Origin of the sequence: Amycolatopsis sp. NPDC051128 (genome assembly GCF_040682715.1) — a bacterium.
In the GTDB taxonomy this organism is placed as follows: Bacteria; Actinomycetota; Actinomycetes; order Mycobacteriales; family Pseudonocardiaceae; genus Amycolatopsis.
Genome location: NZ_JBFBBN010000007.1, coordinates 88,130 through 100,645 on the forward strand (window position 1 = coordinate 88,130; position 12,516 = coordinate 100,645).

The 12,516-nt window shown below is 69.0% G+C and carries 8 protein-coding genes and 1 tRNA gene; 6 read left to right on the forward strand and 3 right to left on the reverse strand.

Features of this window, described 5'->3' with window-relative positions; translation table 11 throughout:
• Positions 1–81 precede the first annotated feature (81 nt).
• The 4 genes from AB0M82_RS10555 to AB0M82_RS10570 all read left to right on the forward strand — a co-directional run bounded on the left by AB0M82_RS10555 (position 82) and on the right by AB0M82_RS10570 (position 9,092).
• On the forward strand, positions 82–879 hold the full coding sequence (locus tag AB0M82_RS10555) for a hypothetical protein (protein WP_364719653.1): 798 nt from the start codon (positions 82–84) through the stop codon (positions 877–879).
• A 759-nt stretch (positions 880–1,638) separates the two neighbouring features.
• Entirely contained in the window at positions 1,639–2,208 is a 570-nt protein-coding gene (locus tag AB0M82_RS10560; RefSeq protein WP_364719656.1) for a hypothetical protein, read from the forward strand.
• A 6-nt stretch (positions 2,209–2,214) separates the two neighbouring features.
• On the forward strand, positions 2,215–4,224 hold the full coding sequence (locus tag AB0M82_RS10565) for a flotillin family protein (RefSeq protein WP_364719658.1): 2,010 nt from the start codon (positions 2,215–2,217) through the stop codon (positions 4,222–4,224).
• Complete coding sequence (locus AB0M82_RS10570) at positions 4,221–9,092, forward strand: DNA repair ATPase (protein ID WP_364719661.1); 4,872 nt, start codon at positions 4,221–4,223, stop codon at positions 9,090–9,092. Before AB0M82_RS10565 ends, AB0M82_RS10570 begins: the two co-directional genes overlap by 4 nt.
• A gap of 91 nt (positions 9,093–9,183) precedes the next feature.
• Here AB0M82_RS10570 and AB0M82_RS10575 read toward each other — a convergent pair whose 3' ends face one another.
• From AB0M82_RS10575 to AB0M82_RS10585, 3 genes are all read right to left on the reverse strand, one after another.
• A complete protein-coding gene (locus tag AB0M82_RS10575; RefSeq protein ID WP_364719663.1) occupies positions 9,184–10,167 on the reverse strand; it encodes a GNAT family N-acetyltransferase in 984 nt (327 codons plus the stop codon).
• A 197-nt stretch (positions 10,168–10,364) separates the two neighbouring features.
• Positions 10,365–10,592: a hypothetical protein gene (locus tag AB0M82_RS10580; RefSeq protein ID WP_364719665.1), complete on the reverse strand. Its 228-nt coding sequence runs from the start codon at positions 10,590–10,592 to the stop codon at positions 10,365–10,367.
• A 466-nt stretch (positions 10,593–11,058) separates the two neighbouring features.
• Positions 11,059–11,135 (reverse strand) — tRNA-Leu (locus tag AB0M82_RS10585).
• Between the two features lie 185 nt (positions 11,136–11,320).
• Between AB0M82_RS10585 and AB0M82_RS10590 the strand changes: the two genes are divergently transcribed.
• Together AB0M82_RS10590 and AB0M82_RS10595 are read left to right on the forward strand one after the other, a co-directional pair.
• Positions 11,321–11,935: a response regulator gene (locus AB0M82_RS10590; RefSeq protein ID WP_020646628.1), complete on the forward strand. Its 615-nt coding sequence runs from the start codon at positions 11,321–11,323 to the stop codon at positions 11,933–11,935.
• A gap of 38 nt (positions 11,936–11,973) precedes the next feature.
• Positions 11,974–12,498, forward strand: a complete 525-nt coding sequence (locus tag AB0M82_RS10595; RefSeq protein ID WP_364719667.1) for a hypothetical protein — start codon at positions 11,974–11,976, stop codon at positions 12,496–12,498.
• Positions 12,499–12,516 lie beyond the last annotated feature (18 nt).

The window sequence follows — 12,516 nt, forward strand, 5'->3', positions numbered from 1 at the left end:
CTTCACGGCCTATACCTTACCGTGTAAGGCGGCCATGTCGACGGCCTCGAGCTCCCGGCGGACGGGTCGCTACTGTTCTTCTTGGCCGCCCCGGTGGCCGCCGCGGCCGTCGTCGCAGTGGTCGTCTCGACCCAGGCCACCCCCTACCCATCCACCACCGCGGCGCCCACCAGCGCTCAGCCCCGGATCGTCACCGTGGCGTACATCCAGGCGGAGACGGTGAAGGCACTCGGCCAGGGCACCCAGTACGTCATCTACTCGAAGGACACCTACGAGAGCGGTTACTACGAGACCTGGACCGACAAGGCGACCCAGCGGTACCGCAACGACGTCTACACCAGCCTTCCGGCCGCCACCCAGGCGGCTCGCGCCGGGGACAGGAAGATGACCCTCCCGTCCGGCCCATCCACGCCCCCGTCCGGGCCGCCCCACCGCCAACAGTCGCACGCCGTCAAAGGCCCGGGGGAGAGCCAGGAGATCACCACGGTCGACTGGGAGAGCAAATGGTGGTCCGTCGGCCACCTGAGGAACCACGAATCGCAAACCCCGATCCCGGACCCCACCGACCCCGACGGCATGAGGAAGGCGGTGGCCGAGGGCAAGGTCGAACTGGTGGGCCAGGAGAAGATCGGCACCGTCGACACCCACCACCTCCGGGTGATCGGCCCCCGGCGCGAGTACAAGATCGACCTGTGGGTCGACAGCACGACGTACCTGCCGGTCAAGGAAACCGCGGTCAAGGCCGGCAACAAGCAGGGCGGCGAGGAATTCCCGGAGTCCAAGGGCGAAGTGATCACCTACACCTGGCTGCCCCGGACAGAAGAGAATCTGGCCAACTTGACTCTGACCCCACCCGCCGACTTCAAACAGGTCAAGTAGACCCCAAGCATCCAACATAGACCTGGGCTCAGCCTCCCGGGCAGCTGGCTACTTCGCCCCGGAAGCCGTTGCCGCGTAAGGGGAACTCGTGTCAGTGGCCGGTTACTTGGCGTCGAGGTCGGCGGGGCTTGGTGCGTACCGGCGGCGGGTGATCGCCGCCGATACGCCGCGGCCGATCAGGCGCTGCATGGCATCCTGGGACCCTGCTTACCTCCCGGGCGCGGTCCGCGGCGGACTGGAGCGAAGCCGTCACCGGTCTCCGTGAGCGGGACTGGCTCACCGGCGACGCCGACCTGATGTACCCGACGGGGCCAGAGCGACAGATTCGGGACTGGACTGGCCACGACCTGACCGCACAGATGGCGGATTTCGCACGGACAATGTCCATGATCCCGACAGGTCGAAAAGATCAAGTTGCGCGTCCATTGCCCGGCGACCACGACACGCTGACGAGGCTCACCGCCAACGCCGCGCCGGCGGTGAAGCCGAATCGCTGGCGGTCTACAGGCTGGGGCGGACAGCAGCGGAAGAGGACGTTCGAGCGGTGGTGTGAGTGCGGCGGGTGCGGGGGCACAAGGCCGGCTGCGCGCATCGACGAGACGTGACCGCCCGGAAGCGAAGTGTCACCTCGGGTCTCGTACGAGCGGGCTCGCGCGTGACCGCTTCGTGTCCGAAATGTTCGCTCGCCCTCTTGCGCGCCGGATATAGTCGCTGGCCAGGGCCTTGCGCTGCCGGTCCGTCCTTGGGGGGAAGGAAACGATGAGCGGGTTCGTCTCCGCGGCTTTGGCTTTTCCTGCCGTGCTCTTCAGCTTCCTGCTGGTCGTCGTGATTGGCTACTGGGGGCTGGCCTTGCTCGGCGTCCTCGACGTCGAAGACGGTGACATCGGGTTCTTCGGCGGTGTCCCGCTGTCCATCTCGCTGTCGCTGCTCGTCGCGTTCAGCTGGTTCCTCAGCCTCGTCGGCACGGTTCTCATCGAAGGCGCGCCCCTGCGAGTTTTGCTCGGCTTCGGCGTCCTGGCTGGAGCGCTCGTGGGTGGGGCGCTCGGTACCCGGCTGGCCGTCGTGCCCCTCCGCCGGGTCTTCGCCGGGACCGAACCGACGCGGCAGGACTTCGTCGGCCGGGTTGCCGTCGTGCGGACGTCGAGTGTCACCGAGGACTTCGGGCAGGCCGAAGCCGCTGCTGGCGACGGCTCGTCGGCGATCATCCAAATTCGACTGGCGGGCGAAGGCAACCTCGGCGTGGGCAGCCGCGTTGTCATCTACGACTACGACTCCGCGGGTGAGTTCTTCTGGGTCAGCCCCATGGAACTCGAAGCAGAAAAGGACTGAACTGGAATGGATGCCATCGGCCTGGGGGCCGGCGTGTTGATCGCCGTCGTGGTCCTGATCGTCCTGGTGCTGCTGTTCGTCGTGAGCCGGCTGTTCCGCAAGGTGCCGCAGGGCAAGGCGCTGATCATCTCCAAGGTGCGCAAGGTCGATGTCACCTTCACCGGTGCCGTGGTGCTGCCCGTGCTGCACAAGTCCGAGGTCATGGACATCTCGGTGAAGACGATCGACATCGAACGCACCGGCCGGGAAGGCCTGATCTGCCGCGACAACATCCGCGCCGACATCCGGATCTCGTTCTTCGTGCGCGTCAACAAGACGGTCGAGGACGTCGTGAAGGTCGCGCAGGCCATCGGCACCGAACGCGCGAGCGACCAGGGAACCCTGCAGGAACTGTTCAACGCCAAATTCTCCGAGGCGCTGAAAACCGTCGGCAAGCAACTGGACTTCGTCGACCTCTACACCAAACGCAACGAGTTCCGCGACCAGATCATCCGCGTCATCGGCACCGACCTCAACGGCTACAGCCTGGAAGACGCGGCGATCGACTACCTCGAGCAGACCCCGATGGCGTCCCTCGATTCGGCGAACATCCTCGACGCGCAGGGCATCCGCAAGATCACCGAGCTGACGGCGATCGAGCACGTGCGCACCAACGAGTTCCGCCGCCACGAAGAAAAGGAAATCACCCGCCAGAACGTCGACGCACGCGAGGCGATCCTCGAACTGGAGCGGCGCCAGGCCGACGCGGAAATCAAGCAGCGCCGTGAAATCGAGACCATGCGGGCGCGCGAAGAAGCGGAAACCCTCAAGGTGCAGGCCGAGGAGCGGCTCAAGTCGCAGGCCGCGCAGCTGCGCACCGACGAGCAGCTCGGTATCCAGCAGCAGAACCAGCAGCGCGAAATCGAGGTCGCCGGCAAGAACCGCGAACGCGTCATCGCCATCGAGTCCGAGCGGATCGAAAAGGACCGCCTGCTCGAGGTGATCGGCCGCGAGCGGGAGACCGAGCTGTCCCGGATCGCCAAGGACAAGGAACTCGAAACCGAGAAGCGGTCGATCGCCGAGGTGATCCGGGAGCGGATCGCCGTCGAAAAGACCGTTGCCGAGCAGGAAGAGAACATCAAGAAACTGCGGGTGGTCGAGGAGGCGCAGCGCACCCGCGAGGCGGTCGTCATCCGTGCCGAGGGCGAAGCCCAGGAGAACCTGGTCAAGGGCATCAAGGCCGCCGAGGCCGCGGAGCAGGCCGCCAAGTTCAAGGCCCGCGAGGAGCTGACCCTCGCCGAGGCGCGCCAGCAGGCCGCCGAGCTGGAGACGCGGGCCAAGATCAGGCTCGCCGAAGGCATCCAGGCCGAGGAGGCCGCCGCGGGGCTCGCCGCCGCGCAGGTCCGGGAGCGCGACGCCGTCGCGCTGGAGAAGGTCGGCCGCGCCGAGGCGATCGTCGAACGCGAGAAGGCGACCGTGCTCGCCGATGCCCTGCGCGACAAGCTGAAGGGCGAGGCGGAGGGCCTCACCGAGAAGGCCGCGGCGATGGCCGCGCTCGACAGCGCGAGCCGGGAGCACGAGGAGTACCGGCTGCGGCTGGACGCCGAGAAGGAGATCCGGCTGGCCGCGCTGGACGTGCAGCGGGACGTCGCCGAAGCGCAGGCGGTCGTGCTCAGCGCCGGCCTGGAGAAGGCGGACATCGACATCGTCGGCGGGGAAACCACGTTCTTCGACCGGATCGTCGGTTCGATCGGCCTCGGCAAGAGCGTGGACGGTTTCGTGCAGCACTCCGACGTCGTCGGCTCGCTCGCGCGGCCTTACGTCGACGGGTCGGCCAGCTTCACCGACGACCTCGCGAAGCTGATCGGCGCGGTGAGCACCGAAGACGTGAAGAACCTGACGCTGTCGGCCTTCCTGGCGAAGCAGCTGCAGGCCGGCGGGCCGGACAACGACAAGCTCCGTGAGCTGATGACCACGGCCCAGCGGCTCGGCCTCGCCGAGACGTCGGTCGCCACCGTCGTCGCCGCGAAGCAGTGACGGCGGCCGAAACGAAGCTGGACGCGGGCACCTATGACGTGCTCCGCGTCCGGCTGGCCGCCCAGGCGGCAGAGCTGGCGAAGCGCGCGGACGAGCTCAACGCGCGGCGGCTGGAGGTGTTCGGCAGCGCGCAGCTCACGCTGGTCGGCACCGAACGCATCCGCACCGCCAACAACTGCGTGCCCCGGGACATCGTCGCCGTCGACGGCCGGATGTTGTTCGGGTACAACGTCTTCATCGGGCTCAAGCCCGAGACGGCGATCGACGACGTCTTCTCGCTGCAGCGGTTCAGCCGCGACGGGGACGCGTTCCGCTTCGACGACGTCAGCACCGACGAACTGCCCGAACTGCTGCGTGACGAGCAGTTCGGGCGGGACTTCGGCGAGCTGTACCGGTACTACCGGCAGGCGAAGCTGCTGCAGCTGCGCCGGCTGGACGGGAAGCTGCTCGCGGTGTTCCAGATCGGCCCGCGCACCGAGGACATCCGGGTGCTGCGGTGGGGGATCGCGGCCGACGGCGCGGTGTCCTATCTGGACAGCCGCGGCGAACGCGATCACGTCTTCCCGCCGTCGCACGACTTCGAGTGGGTCGAGACCACGCGCGAGGACCACGTCCTCGGCCGGCACCCGCACATCTCGATCGAGGACGAGGTGTTCGTCGAGACCGTCGGCGGCAACCTGACGGTGAAGGTCGAGAACAACACCGAGACCGGCGCCGGGGTGTACGCCGAGCCGGTGGACGAGCCGTTGCAGAGCCTCGCCGACGCCGAGGTTTCCTACGCCCGGATCGGCCCGTTGATCCTGCTGCGCATGCTGCCGTACAAGGAAACCACGTACCGCTACCTGGTGTTCAACACCCGCACGCAGCACGTCGTGCGGCTCGACGGCATCGGGCAGGCGTGTCAGCGGCTCCCGGAGGACCACGGCATCATCTTCCCCGGCGGCTACTACCTCGACACCGGCGTCAGCAAGACGTTCGACACCACTGTGGACGGTCTCGAGTTCGAGCGCGTGATCCGCTCGCCCAACGGCGAGGACGTGCTGTATGTCTTCCACGCGCGGGCCGAGGGACGCACGCTCCTGCTGCCGTACAACGTGATCCGCAAGGAGGTGGCCAACCCGATCCCGTGCCACGGGTACTCGCTGTTCGACGACGGCACGATGATCCTCTTCCGCGCGCTGTCCGACGAACCGAGCCGGGTCCACCCGATGCAGGTGTGGCGGACGCCGTTCCAGTCCGACACCTACGCCGCGTCGCAGCCGACCGGCACCGGGCCGCTGGAGCGGGTCGGGAACGCGGACCTCGTCCGCGGGATCTCGGACTGCCTGTCGATCACCAGGATGATCGGGGACATGGCCCCGTCGGCGGCGGTGTTCGAGGCGCTGATCGCCGCGTGCGCGCGGGTCTTCGACCACTACCACTGGCTCGGCGAGACCGAGCTGGGTGACCTGCGCTCGCCGCTGTCCGACGTCCGCGTCACCGCCGAACAGGTGCTGGACGAATTCGAGACGGTCACCACGCTCACCGCGCAGGCGGCCGAAGCCGTCGACACCGCGGCAGCCGACACGGCGTCGCTCGTGCGGCGGGTGCGGGGCGAGGCGCTGAACGCGGCGGACGCGTGGGTGCGCCGGCTCGCCGAAATGCACCGGGCGCGCGGGCGGCTCGTCACCGTGCGCGAGCTGCGTTACGCCGACACCGCGCGGGTGGACGAGCTGATCACCGGGCTGGATCGCGAGTTCTCCGAGGCCGCGCAGCGGGCCGTGCGGTTCCTGCAGGGCGAGGAGGCGTTCACCGGCTACCACGCCGAGGTGGACGGGCTCATCGCCGCCGCGGGCGCGATCAAGACGGTCGCCGAGGCCGGCCCGGTCGCCGAACGGCTCGACGAGCAGTCCGCCGGCCTGGAGGTCCTCACCGACGTCGTGGGCGGGCTGGACATCGCCGACGCCGTGGTCCGGACGAAGATCCTGGAGCGCGTCGGCGAGGTGATCGGCGCCGTCAACCGGGCCAGGGCCACGCTCGACGCGCGGCGCAAGGAGCTCCTGGAGACCGAGGGCCGGGCGGAGTTCGCGGCCGAGTTCGCGCTGCTCGCGCAGGCCATCACGGGTGGGCTCGCGGTCGCGGACACCCCGGAACGCTGCGACGAGCAGCTGGGCCGGCTGCTGCTGCAGCTGGAGAACCTCGAATCGCGGTTCGGGGAGTTCGACGACTTCCTGACCGCGCTCGGGGAGAAGCGCACCGACGTCTACGAGGCGTTCTCCTCGCGCAAGCAGGCGCTGCTCGACGAGCGGGCGCGGCGGGCGGACCGGCTGGTCTCCTCGGCCGGGCGCATCCTCGGCAGCGTGACGCGGCGGGTCGGTTCGCTCGGCTCGGTCGAGGAGATCAACACCTACTTCGCGGCCGACCCGATGGTGTCGAAGCTGCGCAGCGTCGTCGAGGACCTGCGGGCGCTCGGCGACCAGGTGCGGGCCGAGGAGCTCGACGGCCGCGTGAAGGCCGCTCGCCAGGAGGCCGGCCGGGCCCTGCGCGACCGCCTCGACCTCTACGGCGAAGGCGGCGCGACGATCCGCCTCGGCCGCCACACCTTCGCGGTCAACACCCAGGACATCGACCTGACGCTGGTGCCGCACGACGGCTCGATGAAGTTCGCGATCACCGGCACCGACTACCGGGCGCCGGTGCGGGACGCGACTTTCGAGGCGACGCGGCCGTACTGGGACCAGTTGCTGGTCTCGGAGTCGCCGGAGGTCTACCGGGCCGAGTACCTCGCGACGTCGATCCTCGCCGAACGGCCGGTGGCCGAGCTGGTCGAAGCCGACCTGCTCGACGTGGTGCGGAGCGTGGCCGGCGAGCGGTACGACGAGGGCTACGCGCGTGGGGTGCACGACCACGACGCCGCCGCGATCCTGGCGGCCCTGCTGCGGCTGCGGTCCGCCGCCGGGTTGCTGCGCTTCCCACCCGCCGCCCGGGCAGCGGCCCAGCTGTTCTGGGCGTTCGGCGCCGACGAGCAGGCCAAGTCCGCGTGGACGACTCGAGCCGCGTCGCTCGCGCGGGTGCGGGAGGCGTTCGGCCCCACCCGGGCGATCGACGAGCTGGCGCGGGAGCTCACGGCCGCGGTGACGGCGTTCGCCGTCGGCGCCGGGCTCGCGCTCGAGACCGAGTTCGCCGGGGAGTACCTGGTCGAGGAGCTCGCCGTCGCGCCGGCCGGGTTCGTCACCGGCGGCGGTGCGCGGGCGGTGCTGGACAAGTTCCGGCTCGACCGGCGGAGCTTCGCCGAAGACCTGCGCTCCCTCGACGCACTGGCGGACCGGTACCAGCTCGCCGACGCCTGGCTGCGGTCCTTCGTGGACACGGTCGGGCTGCCGGCTGACGAGCTGCCCGAAGCCGTTGCGATCGAGCTGTGTGACCTGCCGCGCTACGACTCGTCGGCGACGCTCACGGCCACTGTGGACGGTCTGCTCGGCGCACACCCGCGGATCGCCGGGCGGTCGGTGACAGTGCGGCTCGACGAGACGCTGGCCAGGACGCACCGATTCCGGCGTGACCGCGTGCCGGGTTTCCGCGCGTACCAGCGGCAGCGCAACGACCTGGTGGCGGCCGAACGCGACCGGCTCCGGCTCGGCGAGTACCAGCCGAAGGTGATGAGCGCCTTCGTGCGGAACCGGCTGCTCGACGAGGTCTACCTGCCGCTGATCGGCGACAACCTGGCCAAGCAGCTGGGTGCGGCCGGGGACGCCAAGCGCACCGACCAGTCCGGTCTGCTGCTGCTCATCTCACCGCCGGGGTACGGCAAGACGACGCTCATGGAGTACGTCGCCAGCCGCCTCGGGCTGGTCTTCGTGAAGGTCAACGGGCCGGCGCTGGGCCACGACGTCACCTCGGTCGACCCGGCCGACGCGCCCAACGCGACCGCGCGGCAGGAAGTCGAAAAGATCTCCTTCGCGCTGGAGCAGGGCAACAACGTGCTGCTGTACCTCGACGACATCCAGCACACGTCGCCGGAACTGCTGCAGAAGTTCATCTCGCTGTGCGACGCGCAGCGGCGGATGGAAGGCGTGTGGGAGGGGCGTACCCGGACCTACGACCTGCGCGGCAAGCGGTTCGCGGTGTGCATGGCCGGCAATCCGTACACCGAGCAGGGAAAGCGGTTCCGCATCCCCGACATGCTCGCCAACCGCGCGGACGTGTGGAACCTCGGTGATGTGCTGTCCGGCAAGGAAGAGCTCTTCGCACTGAGCTACATCGAGAACGCGTTGACGTCGAACGCCGTGCTGGTGCCGCTCGTGTCACGGGAGCGATCCGATGTGGACGTTCTGGTCCGGATGGCCCGCGGCGACAGTTCCGTGCGTGCCGACCGGCTTTCGCATGCCTATTCGGCCACGGAGCTGGAGCAGATCCTCGCCGTGCTCCGGAAGCTGTTGCGGGTGCAGCGGACCGTGCTGGCGAACAACCAGGCCTACATCGCCTCGGCGGCGCAGGCGGATGCCTCGCGCACCGAACCGCCGTTCCAGCTGCAGGGTTCGTACCGGAACATGAACAAGCTGGCCGAGCGGATCGTGCCGGCGATGAACGACGCCGAGCTCGAGGCCCTGATCGACGACCACTACGCCGGCGAAGCGCAGACGCTGACCTCGGGCGCCGAGGCCAACCTGCTCAAGCTGGCCGAACTGCGGGGACGGCTGTCCGCTTCGCAGGCTCAGCGGTGGGCCGTCGTCAAGGCCGCGTACCTGCGCGAGCAGGCGCTGGGCGGGGACGGCGAGGACCCGCTGAGTCGCGCGGTCGGCGCGGTGGGCCTGCTGGCCGACCGGGTGGGCGCGGTCGAGACGGCCATCGGGCGCGCGGCACAGCGGCTGGCGCGGGAAGAGGCTTGATTGCTTTGACGCCTGCTGCGCCCGGCCGCCGGAAACCGAGCCGGGCGGCTTTCGTTCGGGTCGCGGAACGACCGGCCAAATGACCGGTTGATCAAGCAAGCGGCTTGCGGTAACGGACGTACTCGTTCTGGCGCCGGAAGCCCACACTCTCGTAGAGATCGTAGGACCGGTGCGGATTTGCCGTGCCCGTGAACAGCCGCGCAGTCGTCGCACCCTGCTCGCGGAGACTTCGCAGCCCATCCAGCAGCAGGACCCGGCCGATTCCCAGGCGTCGTTGATCCGTCCGGACGCTCAACTCTTCGACCTCGCCCACGGTGCGGTGGTGCCGGCGGATGAAACAGAGGGCGACGCCGACCATGTCCTGCTCGTTCCATGCCGCTCTCCAGCATGCCGGGTCAGCGGTGTCGACGAAGTCCTGGAAAGCCCATTTTCGAGTGGAACTGGTATCCGCATACGAGTCGACGACCGTCCTCCAGGCGGCCCGGTAGTGGCTTGTCCCGATCGGTCCCGTCCGTATCCCGGCCGGCAGTTCGCCGCCTGGCTCGGGCAGCCGCTGGAGATCGCCCAGCTTCAGCTCGACCAGGCTGAAGGCGCGTCGGTAGCCGGCTGCGAGCAACAGTGCCGTGGCGTCCTGTTCGGAGGCCATGGCGTTCGCGCCGATCACTGCCGTGCGGGCCGTTCCATGCTGTTCGACGAGCTGGCGGATCCGCTCTTCGGTCCAGCTCAGCATGGCTGAGCCGATGCCCTGACGGCGATGTTCGGGCAGGAGGTAGCCGCGGTGCAGGTACAGCCACGTGCCGTCCCGCTCCTGCCACCATCGGATCGCCGAGTAGCCGACCACGCTCCCGTCGTGCACCACCAGGATCTGGTTCTTGGACGGCTCCTCCAGCTTGGCAGAGGCTTCGGCGATCTCGGCCGCCGTCGGGAGCCCTTCCACAACCGATTGGGCGTCGATCCGGTCCCGTTCGGCACACCCCAGCCGCACCGCGGCCATGGGGCCGTGGTCTTCGTCGCCGCGATACGGCCGGAACCCGAAGCCCGCCGGAAGGGATTGTCCTGGCGCGTCATCCGACATGGTCGGATGGTCTCGGACTTCGAGGAATGTCCGCCACCCTATTTCATGCCGCAGTCATCCGTGGCCATTCAACGAGGTCGCCCGGCCACGAGCCGGGCCTGGGTTTGCAGCAGCGCATCGCAGCGCCGAATCGCCCGCCGCCACCCCGCATGAGCTCGTGCCTCCGGCTCGGGAACTTCGGCGCGCTTGCCGGAGGTTCAGTCTTCCGCGGCCCAGCGGCGGACAGCGAACCGGCTGCCGTTCCGGCGGACTTCGGCCGCGCCCGGTCCGGCGAAGTGGGCGGGGACGACGAGCTCGCCGGTGTCCACGGCGCGTTCGAGGATCGCGCGCCGGGTGGCGGCCTGCCGCGGGTCCTCGCAGAAGCAGCTGCTGTGATCCGGGGCCACGATCTGGGCCGGGCTGTGCAGCAGGTCCCCGACGAACACCGCTCGGTCCGCGCCGGAGGACACCCGCAGGACCGACGAGCCGGGGGTACGCTTCTACGCTGCCGGCGGTGGTCCCGTGACCAGCAACGCGCTGGTCACGACGAGAGCAGACGACATCTCACCCGCCGCGCAGTGGGTTCCGGGATGCCAATCGCGATGATAGTAGCGGGAACCGGCCGTGACGTTGCAGGCCTGTGCGCCGCGGAGTTGGCCGTCGACGCCGAGCGTGCCAGGCTGCCACGCCGGCGAGCCGGAGCCACCTCTCCGGCCAGGACACTGCGCCCGCTACCGTCTCCGGGACGCCCGCGCGGCAGGCCGCCAGCCCCGTCCAGAGCCTCGGATCCGCCAAAAAGTAGACCGCGACTGGCCGCCAGCCACCGGTTTCAGCCGTACACAACCGGACATCTCGGACTGGATCGCCGCTCTAGAAACGCCTGTTGAAAGACCTGTTTTCGCAGGTCAGAGGTGGTGCCCCCGGTGAGATTCGAACTCACACTGGACGGGTTTTGAATCCGTTGCCTCTGCCAGTTGGGCTACGGGGGCGCGACGTGGTGACTCTACGGGATCACCGGGTCCGGGCGGCGACCGGGGCGGGGTGTCGGAGGCCTGTGTCGCGCCCGCCACTACGTGGTGAACGCCATCTCGGCAACTGGATCGTTCCCGGTAGGCTTCAGGTTCGCGGGAAGCCGCGAAACCGAACGTCCCGCCGAGTCTTCAGGAGGACCCCGGTGACCGATCAGGCTACCGAGGCCAACGGTGCCGCCACCGTGCCGCAGCGTCGAGTTCTCGTCGCTGAGGATGAGGCGCTCATCCGGCTGGACCTTGTCGAAATGCTGCGTGAAGAGGGCTACGAAGTCGTCGGTGAAGCCGGCGATGGGGAGCAGGCCATCGCGCTGGCCACCGATCTCAAGCCTGACCTCGTGATCCTCGACGTCAAGATGCCGAAGCTGGACGGCATCGAGGCCGCGTCGAAGATCACCGGGGACCGGATCGCGCCCGTCGTGATCTTGACCGCCTTCAGCCAGCGTGACCTCGTCGAACGCGCCCGGGACGCCGGCACCATGGCGTACCTGGTCAAGCCCTTCGCCAAGCGGGACCTCGTGCCGGCGATCGAGCTGGCCGTCAGCCGGTTTTCCGAGCTGCAGGCGCTCGAGGCCGAGGTCGCCGGGCTCACCGACCGGCTCGAGACGCGGAAGGTCATCGACCGCGCCAAGGGCCTGCTCATGAGCCGCCAGGGGCTCACCGAGCCCGATGCCTTCCGCTGGATCCAGCGCACCGCGATGGACCGCCGGACCACGATGAAGGCCGTTGCCGAGGCCGTCGTGGAGAGCATCGGGAGCTAGCTAGCCGGAACCGGCGGTCGGCAGGCAGAATCACGAGCGTGAGACTCCTGCCGGCCGTTGCCGTCTTGACGCTGCTGGCGGGCTGTCACGCCGCCACGCCGAGCGTCCCCTCGTCGACCACCTACGAGCTGCCGCCGCGGCAGGTCCGGCCCGACGAGACCGCGCTGAAGCTGCCGCCCGCGAAGAACGGCGACACCGAGTTCACCCTGCTCGGGCTCGCCGCAGGGCTGTCCAGCATCACCGGGAGTCACACCGAGTTCCCCGCCAAGGGACAGTTCGTGCGGCTGCGGCTGGTCGTCACCAACACCGGCACCTCGAGCGTCCTGTTCGACACGAAGAAACAGCTGCTGGTCGATGACAAGGGCACCGCGCACCGGCCGGAAGAGCAGGCGATGCTGATCAAACGCCAGCCCGGCCAGTTCGACCTCGGGCACAGCGTGCGCGTCGAGTTCGACCTCTACTGGGACATCCCCAAGGACGTGAAGCCGGTGGCGCTGCGGGCCTTCGGCGGGCCCACCATCACCGACATGAAGAACCTGACCGGCACCGACATCAAGCTGTGAAAAGGGGGCCCGGCGACA